The 22,799-nt window shown below is 70.1% G+C and carries 21 protein-coding genes; 10 read left to right on the top strand and 11 right to left on the bottom strand.

Annotated elements, in window-relative coordinates; translation table 11 throughout:
* Genes OV427_RS11755 through OV427_RS11745 form a run of 3 tightly spaced genes read left to right on the top strand, consistent with a single transcriptional unit; the run spans position 1 to position 1,642 of the window.
* Positions 1 to 639: a hypothetical protein gene (locus OV427_RS11755; RefSeq protein WP_267856171.1), complete on the top strand. Its 639-nt coding sequence runs from the start codon at positions 1 to 3 to the stop codon at positions 637 to 639.
* Between the two features lie 3 nt (positions 640 to 642).
* Positions 643 to 969: a hypothetical protein gene (locus tag OV427_RS11750; protein ID WP_267856170.1), complete on the top strand. Its 327-nt coding sequence runs from the start codon at positions 643 to 645 to the stop codon at positions 967 to 969.
* Positions 923 to 1,642 (top strand): SMI1/KNR4 family protein, encoded by a 720-nt coding sequence (locus OV427_RS11745; RefSeq protein ID WP_324289952.1) that lies wholly within the window; start codon positions 923 to 925, stop codon positions 1,640 to 1,642. The genes OV427_RS11750 and OV427_RS11745 overlap by 47 nt, the downstream gene beginning before the upstream one ends.
* Before the next feature lie 132 nt (positions 1,643 to 1,774).
* Here the strand turns inward: OV427_RS11745 and OV427_RS11740 are convergent, their stop codons facing one another.
* The 5 genes from OV427_RS11740 to OV427_RS11720 all read right to left on the bottom strand — a co-directional run bounded on the left by OV427_RS11740 (position 1,775) and on the right by OV427_RS11720 (position 4,771).
* Positions 1,775 to 2,710 carry a serine/threonine-protein kinase gene (locus OV427_RS11740; RefSeq protein WP_267856168.1) on the bottom strand — a complete coding sequence of 312 codons (936 nt, stop codon included), beginning with the start codon at positions 2,708 to 2,710 and terminating at the stop codon, positions 1,775 to 1,777.
* Between the two features lie 114 nt (positions 2,711 to 2,824).
* Complete coding sequence (locus OV427_RS11735) at positions 2,825 to 3,121, bottom strand: hypothetical protein (protein ID WP_267856167.1); 297 nt, start codon at positions 3,119 to 3,121, stop codon at positions 2,825 to 2,827.
* Positions 3,122 to 3,192: 71 nt separating this feature from the next.
* Entirely contained in the window at positions 3,193 to 3,690 is a 498-nt protein-coding gene (locus OV427_RS11730) for a DUF3106 domain-containing protein (RefSeq protein ID WP_267856166.1), read from the bottom strand.
* Complete coding sequence (locus OV427_RS11725; protein WP_267856165.1) at positions 3,687 to 4,163, bottom strand: anti-sigma factor family protein; 477 nt, start codon at positions 4,161 to 4,163, stop codon at positions 3,687 to 3,689. Before OV427_RS11725 ends, OV427_RS11730 begins: the two co-directional genes overlap by 4 nt.
* Complete coding sequence (locus OV427_RS11720) at positions 4,160 to 4,771, bottom strand: RNA polymerase sigma factor (RefSeq protein ID WP_267856164.1); 612 nt, start codon at positions 4,769 to 4,771, stop codon at positions 4,160 to 4,162. Before OV427_RS11720 ends, OV427_RS11725 begins: the two co-directional genes overlap by 4 nt.
* Before the next feature lie 151 nt (positions 4,772 to 4,922).
* Between OV427_RS11720 and OV427_RS11715 the strand changes: the two genes are divergently transcribed.
* The 5 genes from OV427_RS11715 to OV427_RS11695 all read left to right on the top strand — a co-directional run bounded on the left by OV427_RS11715 (position 4,923) and on the right by OV427_RS11695 (position 12,563).
* On the top strand, positions 4,923 to 5,780 hold the full coding sequence (locus OV427_RS11715) for a hypothetical protein (RefSeq protein WP_267856163.1): 858 nt from the start codon (positions 4,923 to 4,925) through the stop codon (positions 5,778 to 5,780).
* A 112-nt stretch (positions 5,781 to 5,892) separates the two neighbouring features.
* Positions 5,893 to 6,984 carry a recombinase RecA gene (gene recA, locus OV427_RS11710; RefSeq protein WP_267856162.1) on the top strand — a complete coding sequence of 364 codons (1,092 nt, stop codon included), beginning with the start codon at positions 5,893 to 5,895 and terminating at the stop codon, positions 6,982 to 6,984.
* A 146-nt stretch (positions 6,985 to 7,130) separates the two neighbouring features.
* Positions 7,131 to 9,383: an alkaline phosphatase D family protein gene (locus OV427_RS11705; RefSeq protein WP_420718262.1), complete on the top strand. Its 2,253-nt coding sequence runs from the start codon at positions 7,131 to 7,133 to the stop codon at positions 9,381 to 9,383.
* A 95-nt stretch (positions 9,384 to 9,478) separates the two neighbouring features.
* Complete coding sequence (locus tag OV427_RS11700; protein ID WP_267856160.1) at positions 9,479 to 10,030, top strand: GNAT family N-acetyltransferase; 552 nt, start codon at positions 9,479 to 9,481, stop codon at positions 10,028 to 10,030.
* Between the two features lie 97 nt (positions 10,031 to 10,127).
* Complete coding sequence (locus tag OV427_RS11695) at positions 10,128 to 12,563, top strand: Tex family protein (RefSeq protein WP_267856159.1); 2,436 nt, start codon at positions 10,128 to 10,130, stop codon at positions 12,561 to 12,563.
* Positions 12,564 to 12,727: 164 nt separating this feature from the next.
* Here the strand turns inward: OV427_RS11695 and OV427_RS11690 are convergent, their stop codons facing one another.
* From OV427_RS11690 to OV427_RS11680, 3 genes are all read right to left on the bottom strand, one after another.
* Complete coding sequence (locus OV427_RS11690) at positions 12,728 to 13,069, bottom strand: hypothetical protein (protein ID WP_267856158.1); 342 nt, start codon at positions 13,067 to 13,069, stop codon at positions 12,728 to 12,730.
* A 205-nt stretch (positions 13,070 to 13,274) separates the two neighbouring features.
* Positions 13,275 to 14,390, bottom strand: coding sequence for a hypothetical protein (locus OV427_RS11685; protein WP_267856157.1), 1,116 nt, complete (start codon positions 14,388 to 14,390; stop codon positions 13,275 to 13,277).
* The gene (locus OV427_RS11680) at positions 14,390 to 16,249 is read right to left on the bottom strand and encodes an HSP90 family protein (RefSeq protein WP_267856156.1); all 1,860 of its coding nucleotides are present in this window, start codon (positions 16,247 to 16,249) and stop codon (positions 14,390 to 14,392) included. Before OV427_RS11680 ends, OV427_RS11685 begins: the two co-directional genes overlap by 1 nt.
* Positions 16,250 to 16,524: 275 nt before the next feature.
* Between OV427_RS11680 and OV427_RS11675 the strand changes: the two genes are divergently transcribed.
* The gene (locus OV427_RS11675; RefSeq protein WP_267856155.1) at positions 16,525 to 17,370 is read left to right on the top strand and encodes a metal-dependent hydrolase; all 846 of its coding nucleotides are present in this window, start codon (positions 16,525 to 16,527) and stop codon (positions 17,368 to 17,370) included.
* Between the two features lie 169 nt (positions 17,371 to 17,539).
* A complete protein-coding gene (locus OV427_RS11670; protein WP_267856154.1) occupies positions 17,540 to 18,919 on the top strand; it encodes an LETM1 domain-containing protein in 1,380 nt (459 codons plus the stop codon).
* 55 nt (positions 18,920 to 18,974) lie between these two features.
* Here the strand turns inward: OV427_RS11670 and OV427_RS11665 are convergent, their stop codons facing one another.
* The 3 genes from OV427_RS11665 to OV427_RS11655 form a co-directional block, all read right to left on the bottom strand.
* On the bottom strand, positions 18,975 to 20,633 hold the full coding sequence (locus OV427_RS11665; RefSeq protein WP_267856153.1) for an alkaline phosphatase family protein: 1,659 nt from the start codon (positions 20,631 to 20,633) through the stop codon (positions 18,975 to 18,977).
* Positions 20,634 to 20,701: 68 nt separating this feature from the next.
* Entirely contained in the window at positions 20,702 to 21,181 is a 480-nt protein-coding gene (locus OV427_RS11660) for a hypothetical protein (protein WP_267856152.1), read from the bottom strand.
* Positions 21,182 to 22,016: 835 nt separating this feature from the next.
* Positions 22,017 to 22,580: a DUF6992 family protein gene (locus tag OV427_RS11655; RefSeq protein ID WP_267856151.1), complete on the bottom strand. Its 564-nt coding sequence runs from the start codon at positions 22,578 to 22,580 to the stop codon at positions 22,017 to 22,019.
* Positions 22,581 to 22,799: the final 219 nt, after the last annotated feature.

The following is a 22,799-nucleotide window of genomic DNA, read 5'->3' as shown; positions in this document are numbered from 1 at the left end:
ATGACCCCCCGAGAGAAACTGCACCCGCACATCGAAGCCTTGGCGAACGTGATGCGGGGCTACCTCCGAGATGCTCCGCCCGTGCATGTCACCGCGACCTCTCGCGCCATGCTCGACGACGATGCGGACCCCGAAGGCAGTGCGCTCAACGGTGGAAGCCTCAAGGGGGGGAAGCCGCCGCCCATCCGTCATGATGGCTCCGCGCTCGTCGCCGCGTACCGGCGCTTCTTCAAGGAAGCCATCGCGGCGGGGGTGCCGCTGCATCTCATCGAGTTCAAGTTCCATCGAGGCGAAGCGGGATGGACCTACGACGTGGCCCTCGAGACCTCCGACGCACGCGAGGTGCTCGAGCGGGCCCGGGAGCCGCTGGACCAGGCCGTTGCCAGGGCGATGATTGCAGCCGCGGGCGGCGGCTGGTCGGAGCTGACCTTCGAGCAGCGCCTGCCCTCTCTCGCGAGGTTCCTCGTCACCAAGGACGAGGACTTTCGCGAGGTGGCCATCAGTCCGGAGCTCGAGGGACTGCTGAAGCGGGCCTTCGAGCTGTATACCCAGCACGGGCGTGAGCTTCGCTGGCCGCTCTGGCGCGTGGCTGGAGATCCTCGCCAGTACGACGTCGAAACACAGATGCACTACGGGTGAGCCATGCTGCAGGAGGAACAGCTTCCGATTGACCGGGAACTGGGGGGCGCGGTGTTGGCCCTGCTTCCCTCCCAGTGGGATGCGGCGAGCCTTCGGGCGGAGCGCCAGCCCGGGACGGACAGTAGCGAGAGCTATGTGTTGAGCATCGAGCCGCTCGCTGTCGGGTCCGGCACCGTGGTGCCTGACGAGGAGGTCCAGCTCGCCGTGAGGAAGCTCTTCCTCTTGCACCGGCGCTACACCACAGGCCTTCGGAGCGCCTGCTACGTCTTCCGGCGCAAGCCGGATGGGCGCTGGGCCTTCACCGCCGACTTTCAGTATGACGAGGAATGAGGAGGCGGAGCGGCTGACGAACGCCTGGGGGCGGTATCGGGAATGGCTGCGAGCACATCATCCCTCGTTCTTCCTGCAACTGCGTCCTCCAGCCTCCGACTCGAGTCTCCACGCGTTGGCAGAGGCCATGGGGCGCCCACTGCCCGAGGAGGTCGTCGCGCAATGGCTGTTGAATGACGGCCAGCAGGGCGAGCATCCAGGGCTTCTCGCCGGCTTCCAGTTCCTCCCCGTCGAAACGGCGCTCTCCGAGTGGCGGGTCTGGGCCGAGCTGCGAGCCACCCATCAACCCAGACAGCTCAAGGCGCTCGGAGCCCTGGCCAGCTCCTTGCCTGGAGGCGCCATTCGGCGCGCCTACACTTGCGAGGGGTGGCTGCCCCTGTGGAAGGAGCCACTGGAAGGTAACTACCTTGGTGTGGACCTCTCCCCGGGCGAGCGCGGTACCTCCGGTCAGGTCATCAACTTCGGCCGCGACGAGGACGACAAGGCCGTCCTCGCTCCTTCCCTCACCGAGGTCGTGGAATGGCTTGCCGCCGAAGCCGAGGCGGGACGAATCGTCCTGCGCGAGTACAAGGACCGCCGTGGCGAGAGCGCCCCGTACCTGATGCATGCCGGGGGCCGCGTCCTCACGGTTCTTCTGAAGGAGGCACGCCAGCGCCTTGCGCCCAGCAGGTGAAACCCTCATGAGACGGGTCTCGTTGCTCCAGTGCTGCTCCCCATCGAGGCTTCACCGCGAACCGTTTCTGGTGCAAAGGAAGAGTGCTGCCCATCCCGGAGCAGCCGGCCCGAAGTCCGGGGCTTCGTCATTTCAGCCGATGAGGCCGAGCGCTTCCGCCAGCCAGCGCCGCACGTCCGTGCGCGTGGGGCCGTGGCCCGTGTCCAGGGACCAGGTGAGGAGCGCGCCGGCGAGCTCGCCCGCGGTGCGGTAGCGGCTGGCCATGTCCGGCGCCAGGGCCTTGCGGAGGATGGCGGCGAGCGTCCGGTCCATGGTGAAGGGCAGGTGGAGGCGTGCCGCGCGGATGGCCGCCATCACCACGTGCACGTCCGTGGACTCACGCTGGAAGGGGTGCGTGCCCACGAGCAACTCATGGAGGACGATGCCCATGGCGAAGACGTCCGAGGCGGGGGTGAGCGGCTCGCCGCGCGTCTGCTCCGGGGAGAGGTAGTGCAGCTTGCCCGCGGCCACGCCGTCCGCCGGGCCGATGTCCGCGCCGTGCGCCTTGGCCACGCCGAAGTCGCCGAGCTTCACGTCGCCGTCGCCGGAGAAGAAGATGTTGGCGGGGTTGACGTCGCCGTGCACCAGCCCCAACGGCCGGCCGCTGCGCGTGCGCGCCTGGTGGAAGTAGGCCAGCCCGCGCAGCACCTCGATTCCCACGTGGACGGCCATGTCGGGAGGGAAGGGCAGGCGCTGCTGATGCAGCGCGCGCATCAACCCGCCCAGGTCTCCTCCCACCAGCAACTCCATGGCGATGAAGGGGCGCCCGAAGGCCTCGCCCACCTCCAGCCGCTGCACGAGGTTGGGGTGCTCCAGCAGGCCCATCAGGTCCGCCTCGTCGGCGAAGACCTCCGCGGGCACGTCCCTGCGCATCAGCTTGAGCGCCACGCTGAAGGGCTGGCCGCGCACGTCCACCGCGTCCGCGAGGAATACCTCGGCCATGCCTCCGGTGCCGAGGCGCGTGCGCAGCAGGTAGTGGCCGAAGCGGCGAGAGGGAACCTCGACGGGGCGGGGGACCGCGACGAGCATGGCCCGATTGTACCGCGAAGCCCTCTTCCGTCACCCGCCGCCACGCGCACGATGAGTGCGTATGCAACTCGGTTGCACCATTCCGTCAGGCGTGGACGGTGGTTCCGCTGTGGCTCATTCCTTCTGGCTCAGCTCCAGCAGGACATCCAGGTCCTCGGTCGCATCCAGGCTCTCGAGCAGCTCCAGGTTCTCCACCACCTCGCGGTCCTCGTCGGTCAGTGTGGGCTGGGCGCGCGGTGTGCTCCTGGGCGGCGGAGGCTGGGCGGGGACGGAAGGGGGCGGCGGAGGAGGCGGTGACTCCTGCGCGGCGGCGGGGAGTGCTCCCAGCGTCAGGGCGACGAGGAACGCGGCGAGGGCCCGGCTCCAGCGGGCCGCGCCCCGTGCATGGCGAGGTGTCGCGAGGGAGTGCATCGCGCCGCCGCTCACCGCCGCTGCTTTGCGCGCGCTGCCTGTCGCCACCGGAAGGACTGTCGGGCCGCGGCTCACCGGCGCCGCCTCTCGCGCAGGCGCTCGCGCACCTCCTGACGCTGCTCGGGCGACAACTGCCGCCAGCGCCGCATGTTCTCCATCATCTGCTCGCGCTTCTCGGGGTGCTCGCGCAGGTACTGCCGCACGCGCTCGCGCATCTCCGCGCGCTCCTCGGGCGGCAGCTTCCTCAGCTCGCGCACGCGCTCCCGCAGCGCCTGTCTCTCCGCGGGGGAGAGTCGCTTCAGCTCGCGCAGGTTGGCGCGGATGCGCTCGCGCTCCTCGGGCGGCAGCTTGCGCCAGCGCTCCAGGTTGCCGCGGATGCGCGCCTGCTCGTCCGGAGGCAGCGACTTGAACTCGCGCAGCTTCGCGCGCAGCGCCTCCTTCTCCTCGGGCGTCATCCGCTCGAAGCGCTCGGCCGCCGTGCGGGGCGCCTCCGTCTCCGCGCGCGCGGTGGCGCCCGCCAGCAGCGTCACCACCAGTCCCAGCGCGGCCAGGTCCAGTCGCTTCATCATGGCGTCGCCTCCAGTTCGTGGAGGTTCGCGACGACCTCCAGGTCTTCCGCGCTGTCCAGTCCGAGCACCTCGTAGTCCTCGGCCACTTCCAGGTTGGCGGCCAGCTCCATCACCGCCGCGTCCTCCAGCTCGGGCGGCGCGTCCGGGCCGGGGCCCGCCATCAGCAGCGCCAGGCCCACCGCGGCGGCAAGGCCCGCCGTCGGCACCAGCACCACGGGCCGCAGCCACGTCCGGAGTCGCTCCCACCAGGGCACCGGCAGCGCGTCCAGCTTCGCCATCACCGCGCGCCGGGTGGCGGAGGAGGGCTCATACGCGGGCAGCTCCGCCAGCCGCGCCACGGTGTTGCGCAAGAGCGCGTGCGTGGAGCGGCATCCGGCGCAGGTGCCCAGGTGGGCCGCCACCTCCTCGCGCCGGGCCGGGGGCAGCTCCCCGTCCACGTACGCCGTCAGGTCCTCTTCGAAACCACAGCTCATGCCCTGCTCCTCGCGGGCGCGGTGCCCGCCTGCAGCTCTTCAATCCTTCGCGCCACCGCCAGCGTCGCGCGATGGATGAGACTCTTCACCGCGGCCTCGCTCGCCTCGAGCGCCTCCGCGATGTCCCGGTACGCCATGCCCTCGAAGCGGCACATGGTGAAGGCCGCGCGCTCCCGGGCGCTCATGTCTCCCAGCGCCGCGCCCACCACCCGCTCCAACTCCCGCCCCGCCAGCGCTTGGTCCGGCCTGTCACCCTCCGGCCCCGCCATCTCCACCGCTCCCGTCTCTTCACCTTCCGGCGTCTCGGACGAGGTATGGGACACCCGGTACTCTCCTCGCCGCACCTCGTTGAGGCAGTGGTTGGTGGCCACCCGGAAGAGGAACGTCTTGAAGCGCGCCGTCGGCTTGTAGGCGCCCGCGTGGCGGTAGAGCTTCACGAAGATGTCCTGCGTGAGCTCCTCCGCGCGCTCCCGGTCATTCACGAAGCGGAAGGCGAACCGCGCCACGCTCGCGTGGTAGCGGTCGAACAGCCAGGCAAACGCCTGGCGGTCTCCCTTGGCCACCTTCAGCATCGCCTGTGCGTCCGAATCCAGGTCCACGGCGGACATCAACCCCGTTGCCCGCAAGAAGTTGCGGGCGCCTTCGCTTTGAACCGCACCCGGGCCCGTGGCTACAGTTTCCTCCGTGCCGGACGCTCCTCGTCTACATCCACCTACGCACCGGCTCCCGGAGGAGGCCCCGGAGACCCGGCCCCCCGACGTGGCGGCCTGGGAGCCTCCCGCGGCCGGCGCCGTGGAGAGGGAGGCCCCGCCCGGGGAAGCGGACGAGGACCTGGCCTCCTGGGAGGGGCCGTTTTCCTCTCCGCTGGAGAAGGCCCCGCCTCCCGCGGCGGTGGCTCCGTCCGCGCGCCACGCCAGGCAGGGCGAGCGCCGCTCCCCCGAGGCCGCCGGGCCGTCCCGGCTCGCGCTGCCGGGCAAGCCCACCCCGCCGCTGGAGTTGCCGCTGCCCATCCTGGTGCTGACGGAGCAGGCCCGCCGCGCACCGGAGAAGGAGCGCCCGGAACTGGCCCTGCGGCTGAACGCGCTGCTGGAGCAGATTGCCGCGGAAGGGGGGAATCGTCCGCTGGCGGACACCTTCCACCGGCTCCTGGAGACCGGGAAGCTGGAGGGGCTGGTGGACACCCGGGGCCGCTCCTGCCGCGCCGTGGCGGTGGAGTCGCTCCTGTCCCTGGGCTTCCCCTACGCCCTGGAGGTGCGGCCGGAGGACCTGGAGCACCTGCGCGCCCACGGGCGCCGGGGCGTGGGCCACGCCCTGGGCCCCGCCGTCCCCGGCACCGTGCTGGTGGCGGGGCTGCTGACCCAGGTGGCGCAGGAACTGGCGAGGTCGGGCGGGCCTGACAGCCTGGTCACCACGCAGGTAGGTCTCTCCGTGCTGGCCCTGATGGCCTTGTGGCTTGCCCCCCCGAAGTCCGCCGTGTACCGGGTGGGGCTCGGTCTGCTGGCCCTCGTCACCTGCCTCGGGCTGGTGGTTCCACTCGTCACCGACGGGCCGGTGGGCCTGTGGGTCGTCCTGGGCGGGCTGGTGGCCGCCTTCCTGGCTGCCCTCCGCGAGAGCTGAAGGCCAGGATGCAGGACGGATGTCAGAGGGGTGGACTAGGGTCTACCCATCGCGTACTAAAAGCGCGTTCAGGTGGACCGGGGTGGTCCGCCAATACAAGGAGCAGTCAGAAATGGCCGTGAATCAGGAGAAGGAAAAGGCGATCGAGCTGGCGATGTCCGCGGTGGAGCGCCAGTTCGGCAAGGGGTCCATCATGCGGCTCGGCAAGGACGAGCCGCTGATGCGCGACATCCAGGCCATTTCGACGGGCTCGATCTCCCTGGATATCGCCCTGGGCGTGGGTGGCGTGCCCAAGGGCCGCATCATCGAAATCTTCGGGCCGGAGTCCTCCGGCAAGACGACGCTGTGTCTCCACATCGTCGCCGAGGCGCAGAAGCGTGGCGGCATCTGCGGCTACGTGGACGCGGAGCACGCGCTCGACGTGGGCTATGCCCGCAAGCTGGGCGTGCGCACCGATGACCTGCTCTTGAGCCAGCCGGACACCGGTGAGCAGGGGCTCGAAATCGCGGAGATGCTGGTGCGCTCGGGCGCCATCGACGTGCTGGTGGTGGACTCGGTCGCCGCGCTCGTGCCGAAGGCCGAGCTCGAGGGTGAGATGGGCGACGCCCACATGGGCGTGCAGGCCCGCCTCATGAGCCAGGCGCTCCGCAAGCTCACGGGCACCATCTCCAAGAGCCAGACGTGCGTCATCTTCATCAACCAGATCCGCATGAAGATTGGCGTGATGTTCGGCAACCCCGAGACGACGACGGGCGGCAACGCGCTGAAGTTCTACGCGTCGCAGCGCCTGGACATCCGCCGCATCGGCGCCATCAAGAACGGCGAGAACGTGGTGGGCAGCCGCACCCGCGTGAAGGTCGTGAAGAACAAGGTGGCCCCCCCGTTCAAGGAGGTCGAGTTCGACATCATGTACGGCACGGGCATCTCCCGTGAGGGCGACCTCATCGACCTCGCCTCCAACGACAACATCGTGGAGAAGAGCGGCAGCTGGTTCTCCTTCAACGGAGAGCGCATCGGCCAGGGCCGTGAGAATGCCAAGGACTACCTCAAGGAGCACCCCGAGGTGGCCAAGGACATCGAGGCCCGCGTGCTGGAGAAGTACGGCATCAACAAGGCGCCGGCCGCCGCCGCCGCGCCCGCCGCGGAAGAGGCCCCCGCCGAGGGTGGCACCGAGAAGCGCGCCCGCGTGAAGGCCGTGAAGTGAGCCGGAGCCAGTCCCCGGTCAATGCAGCCTGAGTACGAGGGCCGGCCTTCCGCGAGGGGGTCGGCCCTCCTGCTTTTCTCCCCGCGCCATGCCCGCACACACCGCTGGTGGATGACACGGCGCGTTGCGCGCGGAAGCGCAAGTGGATGTTTCCTGGCAGGCAGTTGAGCGACTTAGACTCCGCGCTCCAGTTTCCAAAACCCGCCCGGAGTCCTGCCTTGTTCGACCCATTCAAGCGTCGCAGTTTCCTTCAAGCCGTCGTCGCCGTCGCCGCGAGCACCGCGTTTGGCTGCAACGAAGACGAGTCGGGGGCGCCGTCGGATGACACCGCGAAGTTCTTCCCGCAGTCGGTGGCCTCGGGCGATCCGCGCCCGGACAGCGTGGTGCTGTGGGTGCGCGCGGTGGACCCGGACAACGCCAGCGCCAACCGGGCGGTGCAGCTGGAGGTCTCCACCAGCCAGGACTTCAGCAGCCTGGTGCTGAACGAGTCCTACACCGCGGTCGCGGCGCATGACCACGCCCTCAAGGTGAAGGTCACCAACCTGTCGCCGCGCACGACGTACTACTACCGCTTCACCGTCGACGTGAATGGCCAGAAGGTCAGCTCCGCGACGGGCCGTACCCGCACGGCGCCGGCCGCGGGCGCGGACGTGCCGGTGAAGTTCGTCTTCGCCAGCTGCCAGGACTTCATCGGCCGCTACTACAACGCGTGGCAGCGCCTGCTGCAGCTCGACGAGGACCTCGACTTCGTCGTGTTCCTCGGCGACTACGTCTACGAGACGACGGGCGACTCGTCCTTCCAGGACGCCAACGGCACGCGCTCCATCGTCTTCGCCGAGCCGGAGAAGGCGCTGCGCGAGGGCGAGGGCCTGGTGGCCTTCTACGCGGCCAACGCGCTGTCCAACTACCGCGACCTCTACAAGGCCATCCGCTCGGACAAGATCATCCAGAAGGTCCACGAGCGCTACCCGTTCATCATCGTGTGGGACGACCACGAGTTCTCCGATGACTGCTGGGGCGACACCGCGACGTACTCGGACGGGCGCTTCGACGAGAAGCAGACGGCGCGCCGCAAGAACGCGGAGCAGGCCTTCTTCGAGTACATCCCGCTGGACAACACCGCGGCGGCCGAGGGTGCCATCGACATCGACCAGGTGGTCGCCGCCCAGGCGGGTGGGACGAAGATCTGGCGTGACTTCGAGTTCGGCCAGCACCTGAAGCTGATGGTGCTGGACATGCGCAGCCAGCGTCCGGACCACCTCATCCCCGAGGACGCGTACCCGGGCACGGTGGTCATCGACTCGGCGACGATGCCGGCGCCGTACAAGCCGGCCTTCACGGCGGACACGTTCGCGTACGTCGACATCGACGCGGCGCCGCTCGCTCCGTACAAGCAGGCCCTGCAGGGCGCGTACGTGCAGCAGGCGGTGCAGGCGGGCCTCACCCAGGAGCAGGCCGCCGCCAAGGCCGCCACGTGGGTGAAGGGCAACCAGTCGCTGTTCTACGTCAACCAGGTCATCGACGCCGTCAGCGCGGCGCGCGTGGCCGCGGGCCAGTCGGCCATTCCGCGCATCGCCATCACCGCGGAGACGCCGCGCGGCGTGGCGTACGTGCACATGGGCAAGCCCACGCTCTTCACCATCCAGGGCTCGCGCTACATCGTCGTGAAGCCGGTGTTCGACCTGTTCGCGGGCCTCAAGTACGCCGGCTCCGCGAAGGCCAGTGAGAATGCGCTGGGTGACGCCCAGGAGGCCTGGTTCAAGGAGACGGTGAAGGCGGCCAACACCTGGAAGATTGCCGTCTCCTCCGTGTCGCTCACCGCCATGGTGTACGACCTGTCGCAGAAGACGGACATCCCCGAGACGAACCTGCGCCAGTCCTTCTACTTCAACGTGGACCAGTGGGACGGCTTCCCCACGAAGCGCAAGGAGCTGCTGGGGTACATCCAGGCGAACAACCTGCAGAAGAACACGCTGTTCGTCTCCGGTGACATCCACGCGTCCTTCGCGTCGGTGGAAGGCCTGAACCCGGCGTCCCCCACCACGCTGGGCGTGCCCACGCTGACGGCGCCGGCCATCTCCTCCGGCTCCATCAAGGAGCTGGCGGGCCGGGCCCTGCTGGGTGCGGGCTACGGCTCGGGCTCGGCGGTGCACAAGTACATCGTCCAGCAGCTGGAGGATACGCTGAAGGCGGGCAACCCCGGCATGAAGTTCGCGGACGGCGACGCCCACGGCTTCGTGGTGCTGGAGGTGAAGAAGGACGAGGCCATTGCTTCCTTCCACCTCATCCCGAGCACGGAAATCGCGAAGGACTACTCGCTGCGCGCCGACTCGGAGCTGGCGGCGAAGTTCACCTCGAAGAAGTTCCGCGTGAAGGACGGCGACATCACCGCCATCTGAGCGGGGCCGTTGCCTGATGTGCGGAGGGCCGCGCTGGGAGCCACGTGCTTCCCGGTCGCGGCCCTCGGCCTTTCCAGGAGGTTAAGCTGCCGGGCATGAGCGCTCCCGAGGTCCGACTCCTCCCGGCCCGGCCGGAACACGTGGACTACTGGATGGTGCTGCGCGCGGAGCCCGGGGCACGCCGCTTCGTGGACACGGAGGAGGACTCACGCGAGCAACTGCTGCACCGCATCGCCGAGGCGGGCACCCTGGGGGACTCGCGCGCGAAGGGCTTCCGCTGGTTCGTGGAGCATGACGGGCGGCTGGTCGGCACGGTGTCCGCGCGGGACGTGTCGCGGGTGCATGGCCGGGCGCAGCTGGGCTACATGCTGTCCGACGCGTACCACGGCCGCGGGCTGGGCACGCGCGCGGTGGGGATGATGCTGGAGCGGCTCTTCACGGCGCTGCCCTTCCTGCACCGACTGTGGCTGGTGACACTGGCGGAGAACGCGGCGTCGCAGGGCGTGGCGCGCAAGCTGGGCTTCACCCTGGAGGGAACGATGCGCGGCCACTGCATGCAACTGGGCCAGCGCAGGGACCAGCAGACCTGGGGCCTGTTGCGGCCCGAGTGGGAGGCGCGGCGGCGCGGCCAGGCGCACTTGTGGTGAGGTGACCTGCTCCGGACGCATGGGCCGTTCTCCACGCGTCGCTTCCGCGGGACGGTCTCTGGGAGGCCCCGGGGGGCCGGGTTATAGACATGGCGCCATGCACGCCTACGCCGTCGAGCTTTCCCAGGAGCTGGGCCTCAAGCCCGAGCAGGTGGACCGGACCCTCGCGCTGAACGAAGAGGGCGCCACCGTTCCCTTCATCGCGCGCTACCGCAAGGAAGTCACAGGCGGTCTGGACGAGGTTCAAATCCAGACCATCCTGGACCGGGCTTCCGAGCGCGCCGAGCTGGACTCCCGCCGCGACACCATCCTCCGCACGATTGAGGAGCAGGGGAAGCTGACGCCGGCGCTGGAGAAGGCGCTCAAGGCCGCGAAGACGCGCACCGAGCTGGAGGACCTGTATCTCCCGTACAAGCCCAAGCGCCGCACGCGTGCCGCCATTGCGCGCGAGCGGGGGTTGGAGCCTCTGGCGGACCTCGTGTGGAAGCAGGAGGGGAAGCGCGGCGATGACCGGGACGCGAAGGTGCGCCCGTTCGTCAACGCGGAGAAGGAGGTGCCGGACCTGGACGCGGCGCTCGCGGGCGCGCGCGACATCTGCGCCGAGCGCGTGGCGGAGGACGCCGGCCTGCGCCGCGAGGCTCGCGAGGTGTGCGCGAAGCGGGGCGCGCTGCGCTCGGACGTGGTGGCCTCCAAGAAGGGCGAGCAGACCAAGTTCGAGAACTACTACGGCCACGAGGAGCCGCTGTCACAGGCCCCGTCCCACCGCGTGCTGGCGCTGCTGCGCGGCGAGGAGGAGGGCGTGCTGAAGGTGAAGCTCTCCATGCCCGACGACGAGGTGAAGGCGCTGCTGGGCTCGCGCGTGGTGACGAAGCCGCAGTCCCTCTTCTCGCAGGAGCTGCGCGCGGCGGTGGAGGACGGGTGGGAGCGGCTGATGGGGCCGTCGCTGGAGTCGGAGCTGCGCGCGGAGCTGAAGGAGCGCGCGGACAAGCAGGCCATCGGTGTCTTCGGGGAGAACCTGCGGCACCTGTTGCTCACGGCGCCGGCGGGCGCGCGGGCGGTGCTGGCGCTGGACCCGGGCCTGCGCACGGGCATCAAGCTGGCGATGATGGACGTCACCGGCAAGGTGGTGGAGACGCTGACGCTCTACAGCGAGCGCAGCGCGGACGAGCGCGTCCGGGCCGCGAAGCTGCTGTCCGCGGTGGTGCAGAAGCACAAGCCGGAGCTGATTGCGGTGGGCAACGGCACCGGCAGCCGCGAGGCGGAAGGCTTCGTGAAGGACACGCTGAAGGCGCTGGGCTCGCAGGTGCCGGTGGTGTCGGTGAGCGAGCAGGGCGCGTCCATCTACTCGGCGTCCGAGGTGGCGCGCGACGAGTTCCCGGACCTGGACGTGAGCCTGCGCGGCGCGGTGTCCATCGGCCGGCGCCTGCAGGACCCGCTGGCGGAGCTGGTGAAGATCGACCCCAAGAGCATCGGCGTGGGGCAGTACCAGCACGACGTGGACCAGGGGCTGCTGAAGAAGAAGCTGGGCGAGGTGGTGGACTCGTGTGTGAACGCGGTGGGCGTGGATGTGAATACCGCGTCGCCGCAGCTCCTGGAGCACGTGTCCGGCGTGGGCCCGTCGCTGGCGAAGAAGCTGGTGGCGCACCGCGCGTCGAAGGGGCGCTTCACCACGCGGCGCGAGCTGCTCAAGGTGAGCGGGCTGGGGCCGAAGACATTCGAACAGGCGGCGGGCTTCCTGCGCGTGCGCGGGCCGGAGCCGCTGGATGCGAGCGCGGTGCACCCGGAGCGCTACGCCGTGGTGGAGCGCATGGCGAAAGATCTGGGCGTGGAGGTGGGCGCGCTGGTGGGCAACGCGGGGCTGGTGCGGAAGATTGAGGCGAAGCGCTACCTGGGCCCGGACCTGGGCGAGCTGACGTTGAAGGACATCCTCGCGGAGCTGGAGAAGCCGAGCCGAGATCCGCGCGGTGACTTCACGGCGCCGCAAATGCGCGACGACCTGCGCTCGCTGGAAGACGTGAAGGAGGGCATGGTGCTGCAGGGCGTGGTGACGAACGTCACCGCGTTCGGCGCCTTCGTGGACGTGGGCGTGCACCAGGACGGACTGGTGCACGTGTCGCAAATTTCCACGAAGTTCGTGAAGGACCCGTCCGAGGTGGTGAAGGTGGGCGACCGGCTGACGGTGCGCGTGCTCACCGTGGACCTGGCGCGCAAGCGATTGGCCCTCTCCGTGCGCGCGGTGCAGGAGGGTGGGGCGCCGCAGGCCGGCGCGAGCCGTCCGGCCGTGGGCGGTGCGACGGGCACGGGACGGATGACGGAGCGTGGCGGTGGTCCCCGGCAGGACTCGCGGCCTTCCGGCGCGGGTGGTGCGGGCTCCGGCGGCAGGCCTTCGTCGGGTGCGGGTGGCCGGCCCTCCAGCGCGGCGGGCTCCAGTGCTTCGGGACCTGCCGGCAAGCCGTCGTCAGGCTCTCAGGGTTCTGGAGACAAGAAGGGGCCGGAGCCGTTCAACAATCCGTTCCGCAACCTGAAGCGCTGAGCGCGCGTCGGTGCTCAGCCGGCTCCGACGACAAGAAGGGGCTGGAGCCGTTCGACAAGCCGTTGCACAACCTCAGGTGCTGAGCGCACGTCGAGTCGTCCATACCGCCGGACCCGGGAAGTGCTCCCGGGCCCGGCGTTGTCATTCAGGCGTGCGCGTGGAGCTCAGTACCCCCAGCAGGAGCCCTTGCGGCTGAGGCCGTAGTAGGCGCAGAAGTTCCTGCCGGCCTCGGTGCAGTTGCCGTACGGGATGCTCGAGACGTGCCCGACGTTGTACCAGTTGCTGGTGCCGTCGTAGCACTCGACGAGGCAGAAGTTGTTGCCGTCGTAGCCGGTACAGGTGGCGAGCGCGTGCACGTCGCGCTCGTCCTGCGTGCCGTTCACCTGCTCATCGGACGGGGTCTGCACCTGCTCCGGCGTGCTGCTCTCTTCCATGTCCGCGGCACCACCACACGCAACGGCGCTCGCGGCAAACGCGGCCAGGACGACACTCTTCACGAAGCTCATGGACTCACCTGTCACTGTTGGGAGGACCCCGGCGGATGGGGGCAATCACTCGCCGGAGGCGCCCGTTTCGGACGCGGGCCACAGGTAGGGAGTCTCAAGAAATGGCGGTATTGCGGGTTTCACGTATCCGCGTGGGAATTGAACAGACACGGGGCCGCAATGTCAGTCGTTCTGTCCACGGGATTGCAGTTGTCGCGCTGCTGAGTCAATCAATGGCGAACGGCCGCGCCTCGTGCGCCAGCGTCCGGTTGCGCGCCAATAGTCGCGCGAAGCGGTCTGTCCCGTTCCGCAGGTCGAAGCGGGACGCAATCTCCCGCGCCTGTCCGTCCACCCACGCGTGCAGCGCCTTTACCTCGTAGCCGCAGTCCGCGCGGTAGCCCGGGTAGGCCTTCGTCAGCCGCAGGCTCACCGTGTCCCGGCCGCCCTCCGCCTGGATGCGCTCCAGCAGGAACGCGGCCGAGGCGTAGAAGGTAAACCTGTCCCGGTGGCTCGGATGCTCCAGCGCCCAGCCTAGGTGCTTCTCCAGCAGCGTCAGCCCGCGCGACAGGTTGTCCGTCAGCGCGAGGAACTCCAGGTGCTCACCCACCGTGGCGAGGAACTCGCGATTCTTGGCCACCATCGCGTAGCCGCGCCGGTGGAGCTCTCGCGCCTGCTCCAGGTGCTCCAGCTTGAAGAGCGGGTACAGCAGCGTGCCGAAGGTGAGGTGCGGAATCTCCGCGCACCCCTGCCGGCCCTCCAGGATGGGGCGTGCCTTGCGCAGCGCCTGCTCCCACTCGCCCTTGTCGACGTGGTGGTCCAGCTCGTCGTCCAGCTCGCAGGCGCGGCAGTCCGTGAGGTGGTCCCTCGGCGCCTCCAGCCACGCGGCCCACAGGCGTTCCGCTTCGGCCTCGTCGCCCATCTCCCTCGCCGCCATGTAGCGCAGCTTCATCACCGAGCGCCGGCCCGCGTCCGCCGTCGCGAAGCACTGCTCCACGTCGTCCAGCGCGTCGGCAATTTGCTTGCGGGTGATGTGAGGGAATTCCTTGATGCGCCCCACCACCCACTTCTGCTTCCAGAACATCCCCTCGGGGTCGAAGCGCTTCGGGTCCTTCTTCTGCTGACCCCGGCACCACGCGAAGGCCACCAGCGCCTTGTCGGGGAAGCCGCCAAAGGTCGCCGCGTCGATGAGCGAGTCGCGCAGCATGTAGCCCAGGCCCGTGTCCGCGTGCGCGTCCGCCAGCCGCACTGCCTCCTCCAGCAGCCGCACCTTGCCCTCGCCGGGCTCCATCGCGTCCGCGCGCTCCCACAGCCCCTGCGCCTGCTCGCGCCAGTCGCCGGACATCAGTGGAACCCCCGCGAGCCGCCGCCGTCCTCGCCGCCCTCTCCGCCCTCGCCCGTGCCGCCGAGCTGCGCGGAGATGAGGCCCAGAAGCCCCTGATTCAGCAGCGCCATCTCCTGCGCGTTCAGCGGGTGGTGCCCCAGGAGCAGCGCCTGCACGTAGAGCATCTCCACCGACAGCTTCAGCACCTCGCGGTCCGCCACCGCCGCCAGCCGGCGCACCACCGGGTTGTACAGGTTGAAGCACAACTGCGCCGGCTCACCGCCCGCCGCCGCCATGACGCCGTCGAGCACTCCGGCGTAGAGGTCGTCGGACTCCTCGCGCGCCCGCTCGGCGTCGCGCCGGAAGACGGCCTCCGCGTCCGAGCTGTAGAGCGTGGGCACCTCCGCCGGGAAGAACTTCTTCACCACCACGCCGCAGCGGAACGGCGCCAGCACGCGCTCCGCCATGCGCAGCAGCGGGAAGACGGCCTCGCGCTCGTCCAGCGTCAGCTCCTCGAAGCTCTGCGGCAGGTCCGCCGCGGAGAAGGGCTCCACCTGCGCGTCCGGCACCACGTGCGGCAGCCTCTCCAGCAGCGCCGCGTCGTGCGTGTACGCCGCGTTGATGATGCACAGCCCCTGCGCCCCGGCCACCCGCGCCACCTGACGGAAGCCGTCCAGCGTGGGCGTGTACCGCACCACCGGGTGCGCGCGGCGGTAGTCCGCCAGCGTCATCACCCCCAGCGACGTCTCGAAGGGGAGCCAGTGGATGACGAGCTTGTAGAAGTCGTCGTCATCCAGCGCCAGCGCCTTCACGCTCAGCCCGTGCAGCGCAATCAGCCGCTGCAGCGCGCGCGGGTCCTCGTGCGCCAGTTCCACCAGGTACGTGCGCAGCCCCTGGCCCAGCGCCTCGCGCGCCAGGGCGAGGGACTCGTCTTCGTAGAAGGACTCGCGGCTGGCGGTGGGGCGCAGCGCGTTGGCGTTGACCACGCACTTCACGAAGAAGGCCCACTCGGGGAGCAGGTTCTCCGCGCTCTCCGACAGCAGCATGTGCTTGAGGTACACGCGGTGCTTCTGCCGCGCGTTGAAGTGCGGCGACGCAGGCAGCACGAAGGCCACCCCATCCACGTCGCCCGCCGTGGAGCGCAGGGGGATGCAGTCGATGAAGTCCGTGCCGAACACGTCGCGCCCGTACGCCAGCAGCGCCTTGCGCCGCTCGGTCGCGCTCTCGTATTTGTGCCGCCAGGGCGGGCCGTCCGGGTTGAGGCGCTCGGTGCGCCCGCCCGCGGTGAGCTGGATGGGGAAGGGGAGCAGTCCGCCGTAGTGCCGGGCCAGGTGGCGCAGGCGCTCGGGGGTGAACCACTCCGTCATGTCCGCGCGGGCCATCAGGAAGACCTGGGTGCCCGGCCTGTCGAGCGGGTGCTCGGACTCCCGCACGGCGTAGGTGCCGTCGTGCCGGCCGCGCCACTCCAGCGTCCGTCCGTCCCCGCGCACCGAGCGCGTCACCACCAGCAATTCGTCGCACACCATGAAGCACGACAGGAGGCCGATGCCGAACTGGCCGATGAAGTCGTTGCGGCGGGCGGCCAGGGCCTCCTCGCGCTTGGAGGACTCACCAATCGTCGCGAGGAAGCGGTGGATTTCGTCCTCCGTCAGCCCCACGCCGTCGTCGCTGAAGAGGAGGGTGGGCGGGCTGCCGTCCTGCTTCTCCATCAGCTCCAGCCGGACGGTGCCCGCGTGCTCGGGCTCCAGGAGCTGGCGCGCGCGGATGGCGTCCGTGGCGTTCTGCAGCAGCTCGCGCACATACACACCTGGCGAGCTGTAGAGATGGTGCGACAGGAGGTCGATGACCCCACGGAGGCTGACTTGGAATCGGTGGTCCACGGCGGCCGGGGACGTTAGCGCGGGGCCGCCCCGGGCGGGGAAGAAGCTCAGCGCGCCCGGGAGTCCTTCCGGCTGTCCGCGTGCCCGTCATGTCGACAGTCGATTCGAGCTTGAGCCGCGCGGTCCTCCGGGGCATCTGTCCGCCGGGGAGCAGGCGGGAGCACCAGCCCCTTGAGTGGCCGCCCGGGAAGTGACAAGCGGCGGCCCGGACGTGGGTGCCTCCTGGGGCACCCCGGCGGCAGCTCGACAACTTCGACGCACAGGAGTGGACACATATGCGGACGCAGCTCATGGCAGTGGTGGTGGGAGCGCTGGTGGCCCTCGGCGGGACGGCGGCGGCGCAGGGCACCCCGGCCGCTCCGGCCCAGGGGAAGGCCGCGGCGGGCGCCAAGGCTCCGGCGGCGGCCACGAAGGGCAAGACGGAGGTGACGTGGTGGGGCCACGCGGCCTTCATCGTGCGCACCCCGGGCGGCGCGGTGATTGCCATCGACCCGTGGCTCACCAACCCCAAGGCCCCGCAGGGCGCGGCGCAGCCCGAGGCGCTGGACGCCATCCTCGTCACCCACGGCCACTTCGACCATGTGGGCGAGACGAAGGCGCTGGCCCAGAAGACGGGCGCGAAGGTGTTCGGCTCGTTCGAGCTCATCAACCTGCTGGGTCTGCCGGAGGCCCAGGCCGTGGGCGCCAACGCGGGCGGCACCTTCAAGGTGAAGGACGCCACCATCCACCTCGTGGAGGCGGTGCACTCGAGCAGCTACCAGGCGGACCCCAAGGCCTCGGCCCAGTACGCGGGCGCCCCACTGGGTTTCGTGGTGGCCATCGACAACGGGCCCACGCTGTACCACGCGGGTGACACCGGCCCCTTCGAGGGCATGGCGCTCATCGCCGCCCAGTTCAAGCCCACGGTGGCCATGCTGCCCATCGGCGGCCACTTCACCATGGGCCCGGCGGAGGCCGCCCAGGCGGCGCGGCTGCTGAAGGTGAAGAGCATCGTCCCGATGCACTACGGCACCTTCCCCCTGCTCCAGGGCACCCCCGACGCACTGCGGGGTGAGCTGAAGACGCTGCGCGGACCGGCGAAGGTGGTGGACCTGGAGCCCGGAAAGGCCACCGCCCTGTAGTCCTTTTCCCCAGGTCAGCGGCCTTCGCGTCCGCCAGTAGCGCGGGTTCTGGGCCGCTGACTCATGGGGAACGGACCCGTCCCCAGGCCGGGTGGAATCCGGAGAGCGCCTGGGTTACATCCGGTCTCACTGCTCCCGGTCCGCCGGCGGCGGTCGAGGGGGTGTACCGGTGTTGGACTTCAGCAAGGCGGGATGGCTGCTCCCGCTCCTGGACGAGGCGATGGCCTCCGCGAGCTCGCCCTCGCTGGAGCCGTCCGCCGCGCCGCTGGGGTCTGGCCGTGCACGGGCCCGCGCGTACCTGCGCCGCACGCTGCGCGCCAGCGGGCTCTTGTATGGCACCCCCGCGGACGCCCCCATGCCGGAGGACACGGGCGCCCCCACGGAGTTCCAGGCGCGGGCGCTGGAGGAGCAGCTCTTCCGCGCGGTGGTGAAGACGCTGGCGCGGCTGGCGCTGGACGTGGCGCACCTGGTGGGTGCTCCGGCGGGGCCTCGTCGGGAGCAGCTCCTGTTGCTGTTCGCGGTGCTGACCGGGGAGCTGGACCTGGCGGTGGCGCTCGACAAGTGTCTGGCGGCCGGGAAGCCGGTGCCGAAGCGGCTGGCGGGGAAGGTGGAGGCGGCGCTGCGCAAGCGCGAGCCGACGCTGGCGGGCGACCCGGTGTACGGGCTGGTGCTGCACAACGGCGCGCAGTACGCGGACGCGCAGTTGTTCTGCCGGCAGGCGATTGACTACTTCTCCACCGGGCGGTTCCAGCGCGAGCGCGCGCAGCGGCGGCTGGACTTCGCGGCGAAGCAGAAGGCGCTGCTGGTGGACGTGCTGACGGGGCTGGCGTGCGTGGACCGCCTGCCCGGGCCTCCGGCGCGCCGGGCGATTCTGCGGCAGGTGGAGGACCTGCGCCTGCCGGACGCCATGGAGTCGGAGCTGAAGGCGGCGGTGAAGCAGTCCTTCGAGCGGCGGCGCTCGGTGCGCGACGTGGTGAAGCAGGTGCGCAGCGTGGACATGCGGCACTTCCTGCTGGAGCAGACGCTGCTGGCGGCGCTGGTGGACGGCCGGCGCACGCGGCGCGAGCGCGTCTTCATCAGCGAGCTGGCGGACGCGCTGCACGTGCCGAAGGAGGAGCTGCACCGGCTGGAGCTGGAGATGGCGGAGTTCTACGCGCAGCACCGCTCGCTGGTGGATGTCTTCACGGTGACGGACGCGGCGGGCGCCATGGGCGAGGACCTGGTGGCCGGGATGCAGGAGACGCTGGAGAAGAACTTCCACCGGCTCATGCAGGAGGTCCGCGAGACGGGCGACCTGGCGGTGCTGCTGACGAAGGTGGCGCGGCGGCAGAAGCTGACGGGTGAGGAGCGCAAGCGGATGCGCGCGCAGCTCATCGACGTGGCGAAGGCGATTCCGGCGCTCGCCATCTTCGCGGCGCCCGGTGGATTCCTGCTGCTGGCGGCCCTGACGAAGGTGCTGCCCTTCAGCCTGCTGCCCAGCTCGTTCCAGGAAGAGGAGCCCGTCGAGGCGGACAACGACGAGCTCATCCAGGAGCGCGAGGTGGGGTGATGCGCGCCGTCAGTTGCGGGTGCCGCCGGAGCAGTTGAAGCAGGCGCTGTCGCAGTCAGCGCTCTTGTACGGCGAGACCTCTCGCCCGCGTGCTTCGCCGCCCCGAGAGGACCTCCGCGCGGGGCTTGCCTTCGGCCGACGCGGGCATTCCCATCTCCAGCAGCGCGGACAGCGTGGGCGCCACGTCCACCGGGTCTATCTCCTGGCGGTACAGGCCCGGCTTCACGCCCCGGCCCGCGAACACCACGGGCACCTGCACGTCGTAGGCGTATGGCGTGCCATGGTTCGTGCCGCGCGGGTAGTCGCTCACCACGTGGAAGGGCTTCGACACGAAGAGGACGTCCCCGCTGCGCATCGGGTAGTAGCCGCGCCGCAGCGGCGCCAGCAGCCCCGTGACGTCCGGGGCCGTGTCCAGGTCGTCCCTCGCCACCGCCGTCACCGTGAAGGGCTGCTTCGCCAGCCAGGCCGCCGCCGCGCGCCGCACCGCCACGCCATCCACCTGTCCCGACTCCAGGGCCTTGCCGCCCAGGTACACGTCCAACTCCAGCATCTTCACCGTCACGTCGGCGCCGAACGTCGCGCGCAACTCCTCGGCCAGTTCCCTGGCCACTTCCACCGGGTGGATGCGTGCCGCGGGCACGCCCGCCTGGACCCAGACCTCCGGAATCTCCGCGCCCCCATGGTCCGCCGACAGCGCGATGACCAGGTTCGCCCTGCCTCCCGCCGCGCGCTCGGCGGCGGTGATGAGCTCGCCCAGCGCCTGGTCCAGCCGCAGCAGCGTGTCCTGCATCTCCCACGAGGTGGGCCCGTACGTGTGGAACACCGCGTCCGTGCCGCTGAAGCTCACCGCGAGCAGGTCCGGGACGTCGTCTTTGCCCAGGCCCTCGCCCGCCAGCGCCGCCTTCGCCGCCTGCACCAGCAAATCATGCGAGCGCGCCGACACGGCGAAGACGCGGTACGACGCGGGCCCCGGCGCCTCCAGCCCGCCGTGGAGCGCATGGGGGAAGGTGCGGCCCATGTTGTAGGGGTTCGGCGGTTCCGCGTCGCGGTCGTCCTCGCCCGCGTACTCGGCGCGCGGACGCAGCAGGTCCCACGTCTTGCCAAAGGCCGCATCCGCAAGCTTGCGCGCGTTGAGCGCCTGCATCCACGCGGGCACGGCCTTCGCGTACCAGGTGCTCGTCACCATCTTCCCCGTGGCCTCGTCGAACCACCACGCCTGCCCCTGCCGCCCGGCCAGCGGAATCGCCGCGCGCGCCTTGAACGACAGCGCCACCACCTTGCCCCGGCCCTGCGTGGACACGCGCAGCCGGTCCGCCAGCGTCTCCGCCATCAGATTCCCGGGGCTGGTGTCCGATGTCGGAGCGGTGACTCCGTCCAGGATGGGGTACGCCGGGTCCGTGTAGGCCTGCACGCTCTGGTTCGTGGCACGGTCATGGATGTCATTGTCCACGATGCCGTGGCGCCACGGATTCGCACCGGTGGCCAGCGTGGCGTGACCCGGTGCGGTACGGGCCTCCGCGTAGGCGTAGCGCGCGTAGGGGTAGAACGCCCCCGCGTCGAGCAGCTTCCCCAGGCCGCCGGTAAGGCGCGGACGGTTGCGCAGCAGCAGGTCGCTGCCCAGCGCGTCCACGCTGATGAACAGGGTGAGCTTCGGGGGTCGGGCCGCGGCGGGCAGGGCGGACAGGACGAGGAGGGCGGCGAGAAGTCGTGACACGCCGGGCAGCCTCTCCGGCCGGAGGGGCCGAAGCAACCCGATTGCGTCTCCCGTCGCTGCCTTCGCTTCTAATAATGGTTCTGGTTCATCCCCGTGGCGGAGCTCGGGGTGGAGACCGAGGCTGGTGTGCTGCGGGCGGAGACCGGCGCGGCCGGCAGGGCTCCCGTGGTGGCCCCGAACAGGCGCCGGATGTTGTCGCCGAAGAGGGTGAGCGTGAGCAGGCCGATCAACGCGAGCAGCGAGAGCGCGGCCGTCGCCGTCACGGCCGTACCGAGCAGCGTGGTCGCCTCCGCGCGCTGCTCGCGCCACACGCGCCGGCAGTCTCCCGTGACGACCGTTCCATCCGACCGGCGATAGACCCGGGCACAGACACTCCCACCGGGCTGGAGCAGCGCCTCCACTTCGGACGTGCTCATCTCGCTCACGTTGTAGACGTTGAGCCGGCAGGCGCCGCAGTGCCGGACACGCGCATCCCCGGTCATCTCGTCCCAGCGCATCTGGCAGGGCGTGGCGATGGTGAGCCGTTCAGACAGGGAGCGGGTATCCATGCGGACGACGGTACCGGCTTCGTGCTTCCGCGCGCATCGGTCATCCGTCCTACGGACGGATGACCGACCTCTACGCGCTCAGTCCGAGACGAGGCGGGAGGACTCCGCTCCGTTTCGATTCCCGCCACTCATTGCGAGGCGCGGGGATGCCGCCGTGCCTACAGGAAGCAGCTGCACTTCCGGGTCGTGGTATTGCACCTGCCACTCGCCCTGCCGCCGCACTGGCCGTCCGAAGTGCAGGCCTTGCCCACGACGCAGGTGCCGCAGTCAGGGTCCAGGGCACACAGTTCGGAGCAGCAGCCATCCTGGCCACAGCCACACGTGGGGACCTGCAGGGGGTTGCAGAACACCTCATTCACAGTCGAGGCGCCAGTGGTGCACTTCACGCTGCCCCAGGGGTTGGCAATTGTAGCGGGAACGGCCTGGCACCGGCCTTCCGAACCGCTGCACGTCGCCCAGTTTCCACAGTAGATGCTCGCCGTGCAGTCTCCATTCACGGGCGTGGCCTGCTGCGTAACCTCCTGCTCCTCGGGAAGCGTGGCCGCTTCCTGCTGGGCAGGGTCCATCTCAGGCATGGAGTCGCAGGCGGTCAGCATCATCCCAAGCATCACAAGAACCCCGGCTACCGTCTTCATGGTCGACTCCCTCGCATGGTTGGCAGGGATGAACGCGGGTCCATGACCCGGGTTCATCCCGCGGCGACGGCCGTAGGCAGGCACCGTGCCAGCGCGGAATGTCTTGGAATGGCGTGGGGCTTGATGGAGCCTGTTACCTGCCGTGTCACAGGCGGGTTGCAGTTGTAGCGCAATGGGCTACAGGCAGGAGTCCGCGCCGCTCAGGCGCTGCCAACGCTCTGGAGCACCCGGCGCTGGTGATAGGCATTGCGCAGGAAGAGCGCGGTGTCGATGCACAGCAGCATCGCGCCATGCAGCACCAGGGACGTGCCAGCGCCCGCGAGCGTCTCGCTTCTTCGCCGCGCTGCCCGGAGCACGAGGGCTCCGGCCAGCACCGCGCCCACCTCCGAGGCGATGCCCGCGCCCAGCAGGCGCAGCATCCGTGCTCCACGCTGGACGCTGTCCCGGGCTCCCAGGGTCGCCGGGTCCTGGACCTCCAGCGCCGTGCGCCCCACCACTGCCGTGCCGAGGACGAACAGGTGCATGCCCGCGCTCGTCAGGTGGAAGGCGCGAGCGCGCGCACGCCTCGCCCGGAGCGCTCCGCAGGCGCCCACCGCCACGCTCAGCAGGGACGTCGCGGTGAGGCCGTCCACCGCCATGCGGTCCTCGCGCAGTCGCTCGGCGTTGAGGGCTCGAAGCTCTGGCGAAGGTGGCGTGGTGGGCCCCGTCGGAGACGCGAGCAGCGACCATGTTTTCGACGGCGGGGGCCAGTAGAAGGAGAGCATGGGCGGTCACCGGAAGCGGGCCATCTCCAAGCCAATGACCACGGCTCCAGGTCGCGGCACCTGTCCCGGCGGCTGGGTTCCAACCTCCCGTCGTTCGCTCGCATGGCGGGCCGGGCCTCCGGGCGTTAACTCCTCCGTGACTTGAAGCGAGAGTCCCATGAGGCGCACGGCCGCTCGCTCCCCTTGCACCCGGGGAGGGGGCCCCAGCCGGGAGCGCAC

Origin of the sequence: Pyxidicoccus sp. MSG2 (assembly GCF_026626705.1) — a bacterium.
Taxonomy (GTDB): domain Bacteria; phylum Myxococcota; class Myxococcia; order Myxococcales; family Myxococcaceae; genus Myxococcus.
This window is presented reverse-complemented; position numbering and strand designations above follow the sequence as displayed.